The sequence below is a fragment of the Sphingomonas sp. genome, from assembly GCF_035998645.1.
Classification (GTDB): Bacteria; Pseudomonadota; Alphaproteobacteria; order Sphingomonadales; family Sphingomonadaceae; genus Sphingomonas.
Genome location: NZ_DASYHL010000004.1, coordinates 333702 through 350056, shown reverse-complemented (window position 1 = coordinate 350056; position 16355 = coordinate 333702). Strand labels below are relative to the sequence as shown.

At 67.2% G+C, this 16355-nt stretch carries 12 protein-coding genes; 9 read left to right on the top strand and 3 right to left on the bottom strand.

The window, feature by feature from the left end; translation table 11 throughout:
- Nucleotides 1-28 precede the first annotated feature (28 nt).
- Entirely contained in the window at nt 29-1672 is a 1644-nt protein-coding gene (gene groL, locus VGN66_RS11130) for a chaperonin GroEL (protein WP_224923531.1), read from the top strand.
- A 205-nt stretch (nt 1673-1877) separates the two neighbouring features.
- Here the strand turns inward: groL and VGN66_RS11125 are convergent, their stop codons facing one another.
- Together VGN66_RS11125 and VGN66_RS11120 are read right to left on the bottom strand one after the other, a co-directional pair.
- Nucleotides 1878-2240, bottom strand: a complete 363-nt coding sequence (locus tag VGN66_RS11125; protein ID WP_327518884.1) for a hypothetical protein — start codon at nt 2238-2240, stop codon at nt 1878-1880.
- Between the two features lie 13 nt (nt 2241-2253).
- Nucleotides 2254-2883 carry a hypothetical protein gene (locus tag VGN66_RS11120; RefSeq protein WP_327518883.1) on the bottom strand — a complete coding sequence of 210 codons (630 nt, stop codon included), beginning with the start codon at nt 2881-2883 and terminating at the stop codon, nt 2254-2256.
- 562 nt (nt 2884-3445) lie between these two features.
- On the opposite strand from VGN66_RS11120, the gene VGN66_RS11115 reads away from it, so the two are divergent.
- From VGN66_RS11115 to VGN66_RS11100, 4 genes are read left to right on the top strand one after another with little or no spacing between them, the layout of a single operon-like run.
- A complete protein-coding gene (locus VGN66_RS11115; protein ID WP_327518882.1) occupies nt 3446-4651 on the top strand; it encodes a GNAT family N-acetyltransferase in 1206 nt (401 codons plus the stop codon).
- The gene (locus tag VGN66_RS11110) at nt 4648-5505 is read left to right on the top strand and encodes a cupin-like domain-containing protein (protein ID WP_327518881.1); all 858 of its coding nucleotides are present in this window, start codon (nt 4648-4650) and stop codon (nt 5503-5505) included. The genes VGN66_RS11115 and VGN66_RS11110 overlap by 4 nt, the downstream gene beginning before the upstream one ends.
- On the top strand, nt 5502-6560 hold the full coding sequence (locus tag VGN66_RS11105) for a GNAT family N-acetyltransferase (RefSeq protein ID WP_327518880.1): 1059 nt from the start codon (nt 5502-5504) through the stop codon (nt 6558-6560). Before VGN66_RS11110 ends, VGN66_RS11105 begins: the two co-directional genes overlap by 4 nt.
- 38 nt (nt 6561-6598) lie before the next feature.
- On the top strand, nt 6599-8203 hold the full coding sequence (locus VGN66_RS11100; protein ID WP_327518879.1) for a DUF6311 domain-containing protein: 1605 nt from the start codon (nt 6599-6601) through the stop codon (nt 8201-8203).
- Here the strand turns inward: VGN66_RS11100 and VGN66_RS11095 are convergent.
- Complete coding sequence (locus tag VGN66_RS11095) at nt 8200-9261, bottom strand: mannose-1-phosphate guanylyltransferase/mannose-6-phosphate isomerase (protein WP_327518878.1); 1062 nt, start codon at nt 9259-9261, stop codon at nt 8200-8202. The genes VGN66_RS11100 and VGN66_RS11095 overlap by 4 nt on opposite strands.
- A 171-nt stretch (nt 9262-9432) precedes the next feature.
- Here VGN66_RS11095 and VGN66_RS11090 point away from each other — a divergent pair, with 171 nt between their 5' ends.
- Genes VGN66_RS11090 through VGN66_RS11075 form a run of 4 tightly spaced genes read left to right on the top strand, consistent with a single transcriptional unit; the run spans nt 9433 to nt 16315 of the window.
- Nucleotides 9433-10821: a TIGR03013 family XrtA/PEP-CTERM system glycosyltransferase gene (locus VGN66_RS11090; protein WP_327518877.1), complete on the top strand. Its 1389-nt coding sequence runs from the start codon at nt 9433-9435 to the stop codon at nt 10819-10821.
- 4 nt (nt 10822-10825) lie between these two features.
- Complete coding sequence (gene prsK / locus VGN66_RS11085; RefSeq protein ID WP_327518876.1) at nt 10826-12862, top strand: XrtA/PEP-CTERM system histidine kinase PrsK; 2037 nt, start codon at nt 10826-10828, stop codon at nt 12860-12862.
- Nucleotides 12859-14220, top strand: a complete 1362-nt coding sequence (gene prsR / locus VGN66_RS11080) for a PEP-CTERM-box response regulator transcription factor (RefSeq protein ID WP_327518875.1) — start codon at nt 12859-12861, stop codon at nt 14218-14220. Before prsK ends, prsR begins: the two co-directional genes overlap by 4 nt.
- Nucleotides 14204-16315 carry a tetratricopeptide repeat protein gene (locus VGN66_RS11075; protein ID WP_327518874.1) on the top strand — a complete coding sequence of 704 codons (2112 nt, stop codon included), beginning with the start codon at nt 14204-14206 and terminating at the stop codon, nt 16313-16315. Before prsR ends, VGN66_RS11075 begins: the two co-directional genes overlap by 17 nt.
- Nucleotides 16316-16355: the final 40 nt, after the last annotated feature.

The window sequence follows — 16355 nt, the reverse complement described above, 5'->3', positions numbered from 1 at the left end:
TTTCCACATTATTGAAAGGGTTTCCATCATGGCAGCCAAGGACGTAAAATTCAGCCGCGACGCGCGTGAGCGCATCCTGCGCGGCGTCGACATCCTCGCCGACGCGGTGAAGGTCACGCTGGGGCCGAAGGGCCGCAACGTCGTGATCGACAAGAGCTTCGGCGCACCGCGCATCACCAAGGACGGCGTCACCGTCGCCAAGGAGATCGAGCTCAAGGACAAGTTCGAGAACATGGGCGCACAGATGGTGCGCGAAGTGGCCTCGAAGACCAACGACATCGCCGGCGACGGCACCACCACCGCGACCGTTCTCGCTCAGGCGATCGTGCGTGAGGGCATGAAGTCGGTTGCGGCCGGCATGAACCCGATGGACCTCAAGCGCGGCATCGATCTCGCCGTGATCAAGGTCGTCGAGGACGTGAAGTCGCGCTCGAAGCCCGTGTCGGGCTCGGCCGAAATCGCTCAGGTCGGGATCATCTCGGCCAATGGCGACCGTGAAGTCGGCGAAAAGATCGCCGAAGCCATGGAAAAGGTCGGCAAGGAAGGCGTGATCACCGTCGAGGAAGCCAAGGGTCTCGAGTTCGAACTCGATGTCGTCGAAGGCATGCAGTTCGACCGCGGCTACCTCTCGCCCTACTTCATCACCAACCCGGAGAAGATGGCGGTCGAGCTGAACGATCCGTACATCCTGATCCATGAGAAGAAGCTGTCGAACCTGCAGGCGATGCTCCCGATCCTGGAAGCCGTCGTTCAGTCGGGTCGTCCGCTGCTGATCATCGCAGAAGACATCGAGGGTGAGGCTCTGGCCACGCTCGTCGTCAACAAGCTGCGCGGCGGCCTCAAGGTTGCAGCGGTCAAGGCACCGGGCTTCGGCGATCGTCGCAAGGCGATGCTGGAAGACATCGCCGTCCTCACCAAGGGCGAAGTGATCAGCGAAGACCTCGGCATCAAGCTCGAGTCGGTGACGCTTGGCATGCTCGGCACCGCCAAGCGCGTGACCATCGACAAGGACAACACCGTCATCGTCGACGGTGCCGGTGAAGCCGATGCGATCAAGGGCCGCACCGACGCGATCCGTCAGCAGATCGAAATCACGACCAGCGACTATGACCGCGAGAAGCTGCAGGAGCGTCTGGCGAAGCTCGCTGGCGGCGTGGCGGTGATCAAGGTCGGCGGCGCTTCGGAAGTCGAAGTCAAGGAGCGCAAGGACCGCGTCGACGACGCGCTGCACGCAACCCGCGCAGCCGTTGAAGAAGGCATCGTCCCCGGTGGCGGCACGGCGCTGCTGTACGCGACCAAGGCGCTCGACGGCCTCAAGGGCGTCAACGAAGACCAGACCCGCGGTATCGACATCGTCCGCAAGTCGCTGACGGCACTGGTTCGCCAGATCGCTACCAACGCAGGTCAGGACGGCGCGGTTGTCTCGGGCAAGCTGCTCGACCAAGACGACACCTCGTTCGGCTTCAACGCGTCGACCGACGTCTATGAGAACCTCGTCGCTGCCGGCGTGATCGACCCGACCAAGGTCGTCCGCACCGCGCTGCAGAACGCGGCTTCGGTCGCCGGCCTGCTGATCACCACCGAAGCGGCGATCAGCGAAATGCCGGAAGACAAGCCCGCCATGCCCATGGGCGGCGGCGGCATGGGCGGCATGGGCGGCATGGATTTCTGACCTAGAGGTGCCTGAGTTAGCCACGCTAACTCAGGACTCCTCAGGTCCGGACGGCGGGTCGGCGGCCAGTCCGCCGAACCCGTCCGACGCCCCGGCTTTGCCGGGGCGGGATCCAAGACTATCCAGCCATCCAGCTGAGACCAAAAAAAGGGCCGGGGAGTCGCCTCCCCGGCCCTTTTTCCATACGCCACGCTTACACCTACACTCACCGCATTCCGAGCAACCGGAACGCCGCAATCGCCTGATCCATCGCCTCGCGCTCGCCGGGGATTTCGTCGGCACGCGGCGGCGGGCTCAGCATGACACTTCCGACACTCGCGCGTGGCAGCTTCGCCCGTTTGTCGCGCGCCATGTTCGCCGCCACCGGCAATCGCCGTCCGAAATCGCTCGGCACGGCATGGCGATGATAGCCGCTCCGCCACACCACCCGATATTTGCTCGGCACCGTCCGCCACGGTCCGTCGGCGCGCATCATGTCGCGGCCACAACGAGCGCAGCGGGTGAAAAAATACCCCTCGTTCCAGATCTCGTCGCCCGGCTGATGGCCGGTCAGGTGACAGCGTCCCATGTCCCGCCCCCGCTCACTGGAGCTTCGTCGCCGAGTGGACCAGCGCGACGAGGTTGGGATCGTCCGACTTCATCGCATCCTCGATCGACCAGACCTCGAAGGTCTCGCCGGTCCCGACGAACAGCGCCGCATTGGCGATGCCCGCGACCGCGCGCGCCCAGCTGGGCAGCTTCACAAACTCGTTCGGCCGCCAGAATTCCTCGCAAAAGCCGAACAGCCGGCGCGACGGCGCGGGCGGCGGCGGAATGTCACGGCGCGGTGCGGCACCGGCCCCCTCGAAGCGATGGCCGTCGCAGTTCATCGTCAACTGCTGCCACCACTGCACGCTCGATCCGACCAGGCAGTTCTGCGAGCCATGCAGGCCGAGGAAGATGCTTGGCCCGTCGCTGTTCACATTACGACGCACGAAGGACGGGAGGCGCACCAGCCCATTGGTCTTGACCGGGACGATGCAGTGACCGGCATAGGGCACGAAGCCGCCCAGCGGCCATGACCGCGACGGACCAGCCGATTGTGCCGGTGCAAACCGCCCATCGCTGGGCGCAAACAGGCTACGGGCACTTGCGCCGCCGGTGGCGGGCCAGGGTGCCGTACGCCCCCCGACTGAGGCCGTCTGGACGCTTTCCGAAGCTACGCTACGCATGACCATTCTCCGAACCCGACTCACCGTCTCAACAAGCACTTTTTCTCTCGATTCGTGGTTAATCTGCGATATCGGGATTCTACGATCCGAGAATCTACAACTCGCAAAACCACAACCCTCTTCGTACACGTTTATGTATTGATGGATCTAGATGCACCTATTCTACGTCAATCTGACATCAATGATCGGAATTTATTAATAGTAGCTATTTCGATATTTTTGACCTTTATTTGTCATCATCGCGGAAGTTACGGATATTTACATTTACTGAGACCGCGGCCCCATTCGCGAATCAATCTTAACTTGCTCCGGAGCATGTGTGACGATTGCCTTGATTCCGCGAGTCGCGGGGGATCGACCCCGGAAAATTACGGGTCACTGACCCGAGACCCCCGCGTGGCAGCGATACCGAAAACTCGAAGTAATCGACGCGGCTCAATGACACCGCTCCCCCGACCGCGACGCATCATTGTGCGAGCTGGACAAGACCTGCGCAGGCTTGGGGAAATTTAACGCTTCGCGGTTAGGCCATGCGCGTGATCCAGACTCATCAGGAGCAGCGATGAACGCGGTGACGGCCATCGACACGAGCGGCGCACATGCCCTTGCGCCCGATGCGCCGCGCCTTGCGGCGACCGGGACGCAGGTCGAGGTCACCGCGCTGGCCGCGCCCGACACCGCGTTCGCGCGCGAGTGGGACACGCTCGCCGCCGACGCCGCCGAGTCCGATGTCTTTGCCGAACGCTGGTTCGACGACGCGAGCCGCCACCTCGCTCCGCCCGGAGTGCGTCAGTTAGTAGTCCGCCGTGACGGTCGCCTGATCGGCCTGATGCCGATCGTCCCTGCCGCCCGCTATGGCCGCATCCCACTACGCCACAGCGAGAATTGGGCGCACTATCACCGCTTCCTCGGCGCACCCCTGCTCCGTCGCGGGCATGAGGTCGCGGCGTGGACCGCAATCCTCACCGCGCTCGACTCCGATCGCGACGCCGGCGCGCTGCTCCATATCAGCGGGCTGGTCGAGCATGGCCCAGTGCATCGCGCGCTGGTCGAGGCCGCACACGCGCTCGGTCGCCCGTGTGACACCGTCCACCGGATCGAACGCGCGATGCTGGCCACCACCCTGTCGCCCGACGATTATTACGCCGCCACCGTGCGCAAGAAAAAGCGCAAGGAACTCGGCCGCCTGCGCACGCGCCTGCTTGAGCAGGGTGTCGTCGAGACCCGCCGCCTCAGCGCCGACGAGTCCGTACAGGACTGGATCGACGCCTTCCTCGCGCTCGAACGTGCCGGATGGAAGGGCGCGGCCGGCTCCGCACTCGCCTGCACCCCGCAAACCAGCGCCTTCTTCCGCGACGTCGTGCTTGGCGCGCACGCGGCGGGCAAGCTCGACATGATCCGCATCGACCTCGACGGCGCGGCGATCGCACTGCTGGTCAATCTGCTCGCCCCGCCCGGCGCCTTCTCGTTCAAGACCGCATTCGATGAACGGCTGTCGCGCTTTTCACCCGGCGTACTGCTGCAGATCGACAATCTTCAGCTGCTCGCGCGCGGCGATATCGGCTGGATGGACAGCTGCGCAGTCGAAAATCATCCGATGATCAACAGCCTGTGGGGCGAACGTCGTGCGATTGTACGCGTCTCGGTCCCGCTAGCCGGAACGCTGCGCCGCACGCAGTTCGCGGCAGCCCGCGCCCTCGAACGCGCCGCCGCCGCGATCCGCGCGCGGCGCACCCGCCCCGCCCCTGCCGTGGAAAATGACGCATGACCCAGATCTTCACCGCCGACGCGCGCACCGCGTTTTCCGCGCTCTACCCTGAGCGCCCCGGCGTGTTCGGCCATCAGCTGTGCGGCCACACACTGTTCGAACTCGACGCGCTGGTCGCGCTGTCGCAACGCATCCGGCCGGTCGACGTCGAACAGAATCTCGCCCACATCCCGGTCGGGATCGATCCCGACGAGATCCGCCACAATGGCCTCTCGGTCGAAGACTCGATCCGCTCGATCGAGGAAAACGGATCGTGGATGGTGCTCAAATTCGTCGATCAGGATCCGCTCTACCGCGCGCTGCTCGACACCGTGCTGGATGAGATCGAGCCGCTGGTCGCGCGCAGCACCGGTGCGATGCTCAAGCGGGAGGCGTTCATCTTCGTCTCCTCGCCCGGCGCGGTCACGCCGTTCCACATCGATCCTGAGCACAACATCCTGATGCAGCTGCGCGGGGAGAAGGTGATGACCGTCTTCCCCGCCGCCGATCCCGAACTGGTGCCCGGCGCGCTGCAGGAGGCGTTCCACGATGGCAGCCACCGCAACCTGCCCTTCCACGACCATTTCGCCGCCAAGGGTACCCCGCTGCGCCTGACGCCGGGCGACGCGCTCTACGTCCCGGTCAAGGCGCCGCACTGGGTCCAGAATGGCGACGCGATGTCGATCTCGCTGTCGGTCACCTGGCGCTCCGAATGGAGCTATCGCGAGGCGGACGCGCACGCGCTCAACCGGCTGCTGCGCAAAGCCGGCCTCGACCCCGCCATGCCTGCGCGCTTCCCCAGCCAGAACCATCTCAAGTCATTCGCCTGGCGCGGGATCCAGAAGGCGCGGCGCATGACCGGCCACGCCGAATGACCGCGCATTTCCCACTGATCCAGGCTGCGGCAACGCCCGGCGCGCGGATGATCGAGTCGATCGACTCGTTCGCTCGCGACGCGGCGGGGATGCTCGACCGCCCGTTTCAGCGCGGACAATATGACCGGATCGACTGGCTCGCGCTGACCGCACGCCACCTGTGGCCCGACGCGCCGGTCGCGATCGCATCGGCACGGATAGGGCCGCACGCGCTGTGGCTGCCGCTGCGCGATGGCGGCGCGGGTCGGGCGCGCAGCCTTGCCAGCTGGTACACGCTCGCCTTCGCGCCGATCGCGACGCCGGGCTGCCCGGCGGACGTGCGCGAAACGCTCCTCGTTGCCATCGCGGGACAGGTCGGCAAGCGCTTCGGCGCGCTGGCGCTGTGGCCACTGGAGCCCGAAGTCTCCGCCGAATTGCAGATCGCATTTCGCGCCAGGGGCTGGATCGCGATCGAACGGGTCGAGGCGGCACATTGGGTCGCGCATACCGCCGGGCTCGATTTCGACGCCTATTGGGCACAGCGCGGGTCAAAGCTGCGCAACACCGTCCGCCGCCGCGCCAAGAGCAGCCCGGTCGAAACGCAGATCTTCGACCGCTTCGATGCCGACGCCTGGGCAGCCTATGAAACGGTCTATGCCGGAAGCTGGAAGCCGAACGAGGGCTCACCCGCCTTCGTCCGCGCCTTTGCCGAGCAGGAAGGTGCGGCCGGCACGCTGCGGCTGGGCATCGCATTGCGCGATGGCCGCCCGGTCGCCGCGCAATTCTGGACCGTCGAGAACCGCGTCGCGACGATCCACAAGCTCGCCCATCTGGAGAGCGAACGCGCCAACTCGCCGGGGACATTGCTATCCTATGCGATGTTCCGCCACGTCCTCGATCACGACCGCCCCGACCTGATCGACTATGGCAATGGCGATGAGGGCTATAAGGCCGAATGGATGGACGAACGCCGCGCGCGCCATCGCTTGCGGCTGTTCAACCCGTACAGCCTGAGCGGTCTTACCGCCGGAGCCGCGACCGCCGCGCAAGCGCTGCTGCGTCGCTTCGCCCGCTGATACTGGCCGAGCGGACCCGCGCGACCTATAGCCTGCCCATGCGCGCCGCCGATCACCGCCCGCCCCTGATCCTGTTGCCGCTCGCGCTGTTCGGCATCTTCTTCCACTGGCAGATCCTCGACATCGGCAATGTCGGCTGGCTGCTGCGCGGCACCGACAATGGCGAGAATGCACTGGGCCTGCACGCCTGGCTGCACGATCCCGCGCCGGGCTTTCTGCGCACCACCCTGCTCGGCGCGCCCGAAGGAACCCCGTTGCTGTTCACCGACAGCAACCCGCTGCTGTCCGCGATCGGTTTCCTGCTGCAATGGGCGCTGCCCGCCGATGCGCAGCTGATCGGCTGGTGGCTGCTCGCCTGCCTGTTCCTGCAAGTGTTGTTCGCATGGCTGCTGCTGCGCCGCTACGCGCCGGGCCCGGTCGCCCTGTGGTGCGGCGTGATCCTGCTCGCCGCACTGCCGACCCTGTTCAACCGTGTCGTCCATGTGAATTTGATGGCGCATTGGCTGATCCTGTGGGCGCTGTGGCGCTTCGACGATCCACAGCGGTCGGCCTCCAATCGCGGTTGGGCAGTGCTGATCGCGCTGACGACGCTGGTGCACAGCTACCTGCTGGTGATGGTCGGCGCGATTTGGGCGAGTGCAATGCTCGAGCGGCTGGGCAAGGACCGCAGCGCGCTGCCGCGTCTGCTCGGCGAGGGCGCGGCGATGGTGGCGATGGTGCTCGCCATCGCCTGGAGCCTCGGCGTGTTCGGCGACTTCCAGTCCTCGGGCAATTACGGCGCCTTCGCGATGCCGCTCGACGCGTTGTGGAACCCCGGAGTCGACACCTATTCGACCTTCCTCCCCGCAATTGAGCAACGTCCGGGACGCGCGTTCGAGGGGTTTCAGTATCTCGGCCTCGGCCTGCTTCTCCTGCTGCCCGCTGCCGCGATCCTCGCCCGCCGCCTGCCGCGCCCCTCCCCTGACGCGCCCGACAGCCTGTCGCGCTACCGCTGGCTGGTCCCGGCGCTGATCGTCCTCACCCTGCTCGCGTTCAGCACCTATCCCGACATCGCTGGGTACATGCTCCCACGCCTGCACCTGCCGACCAATCTCGCCAATGCGCTCGATGCGGTGCGGGCATCCGGGCGGCTGTTCTGGCCGGTCGCCTATGTGCTGGTGTTCGTCGCGCTGCGCATCATCTACCGCCTGCCCGATCGCACCGCCCGGCTCGCGCTGATCGCCGCAGTCGTCGTACAAGTCGCCGACCTTGTGCCCATGTCCGTCGCGATCCGCGCGCAATCCGCCGAAGCGCGCCGCCAGCCTCTATATGTCCGCACCCTCTCGCCCGAATGGGACCAACTGATCGCGCAGGCCGACGATATCGCCTTCGTCCCCGGCGACGTGACCATGGGGCTCGGCCATTTTCAGGAGATCGCCTGGCGCGCCGCCAAGGCCGGGGTGCCGGTGCGCAGCGTCTATGTCGCCCGTATCTCACGCAGCAGCGCCGCGCGGCAGGAGGCCGAAACCGACCGCTTCCGCGCCGGCGAGGTCGTTCCGGGCCGGCTCTACGTCCTGATCGGCGGCGAGCGCGTACCGTCGCCGCTGATCTTTCAGGCCCGCCCGCTCGACGGCGTCGCGATCGTGTTCGTGCCCAAGCGCTAAGCGCCGTCTTCCTTCATCGCCGCCAGCACGCGCTTGACCTCCTGGCTGCGTCCACGCGGCAGGATCAGCACGTCGTCGCCATCGACCACCACGATCAGGTCCGACACGCCGACCAGCGCCACCTTCTTGCCATCGCCCGCGCGGACCAGGCAATTGGCCGTGTCGATCGCCACGACGTCGCCACGGCAGGCATTGTTGTTCGCATCGCTATCACTGATCGCATGCAGTGCGTCCCAGCTGCCGACGTCCGACCAGCCCATGCGCACCGGCACGACCACGACCTTCGACGCCTTCTCCATCACCGCATAGTCGATTGAATCCGACGGCGATTTGGCGAACTCGATCGCGTCGGGAAGGATGCGGTTCCCCTCGCGCATTGCGCGGTCCATCGACGCCTGCGCCGCCGCCAGCATCTCCGGCGCGAACTCCGCCAGCGCTTCGAGGAAGACGTCCGCGCGAAACAGGAAGATTCCACCGTTCCACACATGGTCCCCGCTCGCGACCATCGCCTCTGCGGCTTCGCGCTCGGGCTTTTCGACGAAGCGGGCAACGCGGTGGATGCCCTCCCCGATCGCCTCGCCGACGCGGATATAGCCATAGCCGGTCTCTGGATGATCGGGGCTGATCCCAAATGTCGCCATCCACCCGTCGCGCACGGCAGGAAGCGCCGCCTCGATCGCGGCATGGAATGCCGGAATGTCGGCGATGACATGATCGGATGGCATCACCAGCAGCGGCGCGGAGCCACCGACTGCCAATGCGGCCAGCGCAATCGCTGGCGCAGTGTTGCGCCCCACCGGCTCCAGGATCATCGCGCGGATGCGCTCGGCACCGCCCAATTGCTGCTCGATCATGTCGGCGTGCAGCGCATTGGCGACCACGATCGGCGCACCAAAGCCCGCTTCGACCGGCGCGCGCTGCGCGGTCAGCTGAAGCATCGTTTCCTCAGCGGTCAGCGCCAGCATCTGCTTGGGCCGTTCGGGGCGCGACATCGGCCATAGCCGGGTCCCCGCACCGCCCGACAGGATCACCGGGACGATCGCTTCATTGTCACTCATCTGCTGCCCTTCCGAACCCGCCCGCCACAATCCCATAGGCGGCGACGGCCTCCCCCGACAAACACATATATCAACCCGGGTTTCCGCCCGTTCAGCATTTCTTCGTCAATTTCGCCGACATCGGGGGCCGGTGTCGGATTTGTTTACACTCGCGCATTAGGCTCCCAACGCATGATCCGCTTGTTCAAACACTATATTCCAAATGCGGTGCTGTTGCTGGCGCTGTTCGACGTCGTGCTGCTGTTCGCATCGGCCGAATTCGGCTGGATCTACCGCGCGCAGCAGATCGGCATGGACGTCGATCCGATCGTCACGCGCATCCCCCAGATGTTGAGCTTCGTCGCCAGCCTCGAACTCGCGATGATCGCGGTCGGGGTCTATGGCGCGGACTCGCTTCAGTCGAACCGCGTCGCCACCGCGCGGCTGCTGGTCGCGGTGTCGCTCGGCACGATCTTCCTGTCGGTGATCTTCTTCCTGGTTCCGGCGCTGACCTTCTGGCGCTCGAACCTGCTCTACGCGATGCTCGCCGCGTTCGTCGCCCTGTTCGCGCTGCGCATCCTGCTCGGCAAGACCTTGGGCAGCCAGGTATTCAAGCGCCGCGTCGTGGTGCTGGGTGCCGGCCCGCGCGCCGAACGGCTCAAGGTGCTGTCCAAGAAGCCCGGATCGGGCTTCGTCGTCGTCGGCTATGTCTCGATGAGCGAGGCGAACCGCGTGATCCCCGAAGCCATCGCGCGCGACGCGATCTACAACCTCGCCGACCATGTTGTGCTGCTCAACGCCAGCGAAGTGGTGCTCGCGCTCGAGGAACGCCGCAACGCGCTCCCGCTCAAGGATCTGTTGCGGATCAAGACCACCGGCGTGCACGTCAACGAAATCTCGACCTTCCTCGAACGCGAAACCGGCCGCGTCGACCTCCAGTCAGTCAATCCCAGCTGGCTGATCTTCTCCGACGGCTTCTCCTCCGGGCGGATGCTGTCGAGCATGTTCAAGCGCCTGTTCGACATCGCCGCCAGCGTGATCCTGCTCGCGCTGACCCTGCCCGTGATCCTGCTCGGCGCGCTCGCGGTGAAGCTGGAGAGCAAGGGCCCCGCCTTCTACCGCCAGCGTCGCGTCGGCCTCTACGGCCAGGGCTTCGACATCATCAAACTCCGCTCGATGCGGCAGGATGCCGAGGTCGCGGGCAAGGCGGTCTGGGCCGCCAAGGACGATCCGCGCATCACCCGCGTCGGCAACTTCATCCGCAAGGTCCGCATCGACGAACTGCCGCAATGCTGGAGCGTGCTGAAGGGCGAAATGAGCTTCGTCGGCCCGCGCCCCGAACGCCCCCAGTTCGTCGAGGATCTCGAACAGCAGCTGCCCTATTATGCCGAACGCCACATGGTGAAGCCGGGGATCACCGGCTGGGCGCAGATCAACTACCCCTATGGCGCGTCGATCGAGGACAGCCGGCAGAAGCTGGAATATGACCTGTATTACGCCAAGAACTACTCGCCCTTCCTCGACCTGCTGATCCTGCTCCAGACGCTGCGCGTGGTGCTGTTCCCCGACGGGGCGCGTTAACTTCATGCTGGCGACGCTGATCCTCTGGGGCCACGCGCTCGCTGCCTTGTTGTTCGGCGCACTCGGCCTGTGGGCGCTGCGCAGCGACGGGGCGGCGATGCCGCGCATCCCGCTGATCGCGGCGCTGGCGATGACCGCGCTATGGGCGCTCGCAGTCGCCGGGATCGGTGAGAGCGATCTGATGACCCAGATCGCCGGCGCCGCACGCACGCTCGCCTGGTTCGGTTTCATGGTCGCGCTCTACCGCAGCGGCGCGATCGAGCGGCCACCCGCCGCGATCGGCACGGTGTTCGGCGTCGTTGCCGTCGTGATCCTGATGGCCACGACGCTCGACGTGCTGAACAGCGCCGCCAGCGACCTTCCGCGCCCGGTGCTCGACGCGGCATTGTTGCTCAAGATGCTGGCGACGGTCGCCGCCTTGCTGCTGGTGCAGGGCCAGCACAGCGCACTCGCGCCGCGCCAGAGCCACGCGGTGCGCCCTGTCATCCTCGCGCTCGGCGCAATGTGGCTGGTCGACATCAACCTGCTCGCCGTCGCCTGGCTGGTCGAACGCTGGCCGCTTCAGCTGGTTGCGGTGCGCGGCTTCGCGCTGGCGTTGATCGCGATGGCGATTGCCGCCGGGCTTCAGCGTCGCGGCGAGCGACCGGTCGAGATGTCGCGCACCGTCATCTACCAGACGCTCTCGCTCGTCGCGATCGGGGTCTATGTCGCGCTGCTTGCCGCGGCCACCAGCGCGCTCGCGGCGATCGGTGGCCCCAACGCCCGGCTGCTCCAGACCGCCTTCGTCTTCGGATCGACCGCCGCGATCCTGACGCTCGTGTCCAGCTCGTGGTTGCGCGCGTGGATCAAGGTCAAGCTCGCCAAGCATTTCTTCCGCCACCGCTACGACTATCGCGCCGAATGGATGCGCTTCACCGAAACGCTGGGCGAGCCCGACGGCGCGGCCTCGCTCGACGAACGTATCGTCAAGGCGCTGGCGGACCTTACCGATTCCCCCGCCGGCGTGCTGCTGCTGCCGCAGGGCAACTGCCTGACCGTCGGCGCAGGATGGAACGTCGCGCGCGCTGACCTGCCCGCCGCCTATGGCGAAAGCTGGCAGCTCGACCGGGTCGATCCGGGTCATGTCATCGAACTCGACACCGGCGAAGGCGCCGATGCGGTGCCGCCATCGATCCGCGCGTGGGATCAGGCGTGGGTCGTCGTGCCGCTGCCGCACCAGCAGCGCCTCGCCGGGGCGATCGTACTCGCCCGTCCGCCGGTCCCGCGCGCGCTCGACTGGGAGGATTTCGACCTGCTCAAGGCTGCCGGCCGCCAGGTCGCCAGCCACATCGCCGAGGAACGCGCGCAGGAAGCGCTGGCCGAGGCCGAGCGCTTCGACGAGTTCAACCGCCGCTTCGCCTTCATCATGCACGACATCAAGAATCTGGTGAGCCAGCTCACCCTCGTCGCGCGCAACGCCGAACGCCATGCCGACAATCCCGAATTCCGCGCCGACATGGTCGCGACGCTGCAGGATTCGTCGGGCCGCATGAACGACCTGCTCGCGCGCCTGTCGCAGCATCACCGCGCGCGCACCGACCCGCCCGTCGCGATGCCGCTCGCCCCGCTGCTCCGCCGCCTCGCCCGCAGCCGTGAGGCGAGCCACCCGATCGAAGTGGTCAGCAAAGGCGACCCAATCGCCATCGCCGATCCCGCCCGCCTCGAAACCCTGCTCGGCCATCTCGTCCAGAACGCGATCGATGCCAGCGCCCCCGATTTGCGCGTCACCCTCGCCATCGCCGAGCTGGGCGATGCGGTCGCGATCGATGTGATCGACCGCGGCTGCGGCATGTCGCCCGCCTTCATCCGCGAAAAGCTGTTCCGCCCGTTCGTCTCGTCCAAGCCCGGCGGCTTCGGCATCGGCGCGTTCGAGGCGCGCAAGCTGACCGAAGAGATGGGCGGGCGCCTCGACGTATCGAGCGCGGAGGGGCGCGGCAGCCGCTTCCGCGTGACCCTGCGCGCCGCCCGCGCCGACACCAATGCCCTTGGAAACGCCGCATGACCGACAAGCCCGCCCCGCTCCCCAAATTGCTGATCGTGGAGGACGACCCCGGCCTCCAGCGCCAGCTGCGCTGGGCCTATGAGGGCTATCAGATCCTGCCCGCCGGCGACCGCGAAAGCGCCATCGCGCTGCTCCGCGCCGAGGAACCCGCGGTGGTCACGCTCGACCTCGGCCTGCCGCCCGATCCCGACGGCACCAGCGAGGGGTTCGCGGTGCTCGAAGCGATCCTCGCGCTCAAGCCCGATACCAAGGTGATCGTCGCGTCCGGCCATGGCGCGCATGAATCGATGCTGCGCGCCATCGCGATGGGGGCGTGGGACTTCTACCAGAAGCCGATCGACATCGATGCGCTCGGCCTGATCGTCGCGCGCGCCTTTCACGTCCATGCGCTCGAAGCCGAAAACCGCCGCCTCGCCGCGCGCGCCGAGAACGGCAATGCGCTGGGCGGGATCATCACCGGCGCGCCCGAGATGCTCAAGGTCACCCGCACGATCGAGCGCGTCGCCCCCGCCGATGTCTCGGTCATGCTGCTCGGCGCGAGCGGCACCGGCAAGGAACTGCTCGCGCGCGGTCTGCACGACGCGAGCGGGCGCAAGGGCGCGTTCGTCGCGATCAACTGCGCCGCGATCCCCGAAACCCTGCTCGAATCCGAACTGTTCGGCCATGAGAAGGGCGCGTTCACCGGTGCGGTCAAGACGACCGAGGGCAAGATCGAACAGGCGCAGGGCGGCACCCTGTTCCTCGACGAAATCGGCGACGTGCCGCTCCCGCTCCAGGTCAAGCTGCTCCGCTTTCTGCAGGAGCGCGTGATCGAGCGCATCGGCGGACGCAAACCGATCCCGGTCGACACCCGAGTCGTCTGCGCGACCCATCAGGACGTGGACGGTATGGTCGCCGCGAACAGCTTCCGCGAGGATCTCTATTACCGCCTCGCCGAGATCGTCGTGCGCATCCCCAGCCTTGCCGAGCGCCCCGGCGATGCCGGCCTGCTCGCGCGCCATCTGCTGCACAAGCATGCAACCGCGATGAAGCTGCCCGCGAAAAGCTTCGCCCCCGATGCGCTCGACGCGATCGACGCCTGGCACTGGCCGGGCAACGTCCGCGAACTGGAAAACCGCGTGAAGCGCGCGACGATCATGGCCGATGGCAAGCTCGTCACCGCAGCCGATCTCGACCTGGCGCCCGCCGCGGTAGCGGAACCGATCAACCTCAAGGCGATCCGCGAAGCCGCCGATCGCCGCGCCATCGCTCATGCGCTGGCCCGAGCCGAAGGCAATATCTCCGGCACCGCGCGCCTGCTCGGGATCAGCCGCCCCACCCTCTATGACCTGATGAAGGCCTATGACCTCCAGCCCTGAACCCCGCCGCCGCCGCCGATCGAGCGAAGCCCGCGCACGCCGCAGCATCACGCTGCGCCGCGCCGTCGTCTTCGGTCTGTGCCTTGCCGCCTTCGCCGTCGCGATCTTCGCGTTCAAATCGGTCGTCACCGACGGCCCCGACCCCGCCGCCGCGCGGGAGGCACTGGCGCGCAGCGAAGCCTATCTCAAGGCCAGCAACGCTTCGGCCGCGCGCAGTCAGGCATTCAGTGCGGTCCGCGCCGACCCGGCTTGGGGCGAGGCGCATCTGGCGCTCGCCCGCGCCAACCTCGCGCTCGACGAGGGCGTCGCCGCCGAAGCCTCGCTCCGCCGTGCGCTCGACAGCGGCATCCAGCCCGCCCGCACCCATGCGCTGATGGCGCACGCGATCCTGCTGCAGGGCGACCCGCGCCGTGCTTTGATCGAAAGCCGCAAGGCGCCGCAGGCCGACCGCCTCTACGCCTTGCGCGTCCAGACCCGCGCCTATGTCGCGGGCGGCAACCTCGCTGCGGCACAGGATTCGGCGATGGCCGCGATCCGCCTCGCCCCGCAAAGCGCCGACGCCTGGACCGAACTCGGCCGCTTCCGCTTCAACGCCGGCGACGTGGTCGGCGCGATCGAGGCGGGCGCGAAGGCGGTCGATCTCGACAAGGGCAATACCGACGCGCTGCTGCTGCGCGGCGAGCTGGTCCGCACTCAATATGGCCTCGTCGCATCACTCCCCTGGTTCGATCGCGCGTTGCAGCGCGATCCCTATCGCCACGCAACCCTGATCCAGTATGCCGCGACGCTCGGCGATGCCGGCCAGACGCGCGCGATGCTCGACCTCACCCGCCGCGCGATGGAGGTCCGCCCGCGCAGCCCGCAGGCGCTGTATCTTCAGGCCGTGCTCGCCGCCCGTGCCCAGCGCTTCGACCTCGCCCGCCAGCTGCTGACCCGCGCCGGCGGCGGTGTCGGCCAGCTGCCCGGCGGCCTGCTGCTCGGCGGTGCGCTCGATCTGGAAGAGGGCGCCTATGCCCGCGCGATCGAGAAACTCCGCACCCTGATCACCCTGCAACCGATGAACATCGGCGCGCGCAAATTGCTCGCGACCGCGTTGCTCCGCGCGGACGCATCCAAGAACGGCATCGACGTGCTGCGCCCGGTCGTCGCGCGCGGCGACGCCGACACCTATGCGCTCACCCTTGTCGCGCGCGGCTATGAGCGGATCGGCGAGCGCGCCGAAGCGGCGCGCTATTTCGACCGGGCGGCCCTTCCCGTACGCGACAATCCCGACTGGTTCAGCTCGGACGATTCGCTCCCGATCCTCGCCGCCGCAGCAGGCAAAGCCGGCGGCGACGATCCGAAAACGCTGCTCCCGCTGCTGCGCGGACTGATCGAGCAAGGACGCGGCGCCGAAGCGCTCGCCCGCGCCGAGGCCGTCGCCCGCCGCAACCCCGGCGCCCCCGCATCGGCCAGTCTGGTCGGCGACGTGCTGATGCTGCTCAAACGCCCAGCCGACGCGGTGCCATGGTACAAGACCGCCGCCGGCATCCGCTTCGACGAACCGGCAATGCTGCGGCTGGTCGAAGCACTCGACCGCTCGGGCCAGCGCCAGACGGCGTCCACGACGCTCGCGCTGTTCCTGTCGCAAAACCCGTTCAACCTGTCGGCGCTGCGCCTGTCCGCGCACTGGCAGGCGGCGGCGGGCGATTTCGACGCGGCGATCGATTCGCTCGAAGCGATCCGTCTGCGTATCGGCAATCGCGACGCGGCACTGCTGGCCGAACTCGCCTTCGCCTATGGCGGCGCGGGCGAGCCCGACCGCGCCGCGCGCTATGCCGAAGCGGCCTATCTCATCGCCCCGAGCAACCCCGCAGTCGCGGGTGCCATGGGATGGGCGCTGGCGCAGGGCGGCGATGACAAGGGCGGGATCGAGCTGTTGCGCAAGGCCGTAACCCTCGCCCCGCGCCACCCGATGCTGCGCTGGCAACTGGCGCAGGCCTATGCCGATGCCGGCCGCAAGGCCGAGGCCGTGACCGAAACCCGCGCCGCACTCGCCATCCCCGGTTTCACCGACAAGGGCGCGGCAGAGGCGCTGCTGGCGAAGCTGGCCTGACCCAATTCCTCCCCAGCTCGCTGGGGGAGGGGGACCGCCG

What these genes read in the sequence shown, in the direction of transcription:
- prsR (WP_327518875.1), top strand. Translation starts at nt 12,859, where the DNA reads ATGACCGACAAGCCCGCCCCGCTCCCCAAATTGCTGATCGTGGAGGAC.
- VGN66_RS11110 (WP_327518881.1), top strand. Translation starts at nt 4,648, where the DNA reads ATGACCCAGATCTTCACCGCCGACGCGCGCACCGCGTTTTCCGCGCTC.
- VGN66_RS11115 (WP_327518882.1), top strand. Translation starts at nt 3,446, where the DNA reads ATGAACGCGGTGACGGCCATCGACACGAGCGGCGCACATGCCCTTGCG.
- prsK (WP_327518876.1), top strand. Translation starts at nt 10,826, where the DNA reads ATGCTGGCGACGCTGATCCTCTGGGGCCACGCGCTCGCTGCCTTGTTG.
- VGN66_RS11125 (WP_327518884.1), bottom strand. Translation starts at nt 2,240, where the DNA reads ATGGGACGCTGTCACCTGACCGGCCATCAGCCGGGCGACGAGATCTGG.
- VGN66_RS11100 (WP_327518879.1), top strand. Translation starts at nt 6,599, where the DNA reads ATGCGCGCCGCCGATCACCGCCCGCCCCTGATCCTGTTGCCGCTCGCG.
- VGN66_RS11120 (WP_327518883.1), bottom strand. Translation starts at nt 2,883, where the DNA reads ATGCGTAGCGTAGCTTCGGAAAGCGTCCAGACGGCCTCAGTCGGGGGG.
- VGN66_RS11090 (WP_327518877.1), top strand. Translation starts at nt 9,433, where the DNA reads ATGATCCGCTTGTTCAAACACTATATTCCAAATGCGGTGCTGTTGCTG.
- VGN66_RS11095 (WP_327518878.1), bottom strand. Translation starts at nt 9,261, where the DNA reads ATGAGTGACAATGAAGCGATCGTCCCGGTGATCCTGTCGGGCGGTGCG.
- groL (WP_224923531.1), top strand. Translation starts at nt 29, where the DNA reads ATGGCAGCCAAGGACGTAAAATTCAGCCGCGACGCGCGTGAGCGCATC.
- VGN66_RS11075 (WP_327518874.1), top strand. Translation starts at nt 14,204, where the DNA reads ATGACCTCCAGCCCTGAACCCCGCCGCCGCCGCCGATCGAGCGAAGCC.
- VGN66_RS11105 (WP_327518880.1), top strand. Translation starts at nt 5,502, where the DNA reads ATGACCGCGCATTTCCCACTGATCCAGGCTGCGGCAACGCCCGGCGCG.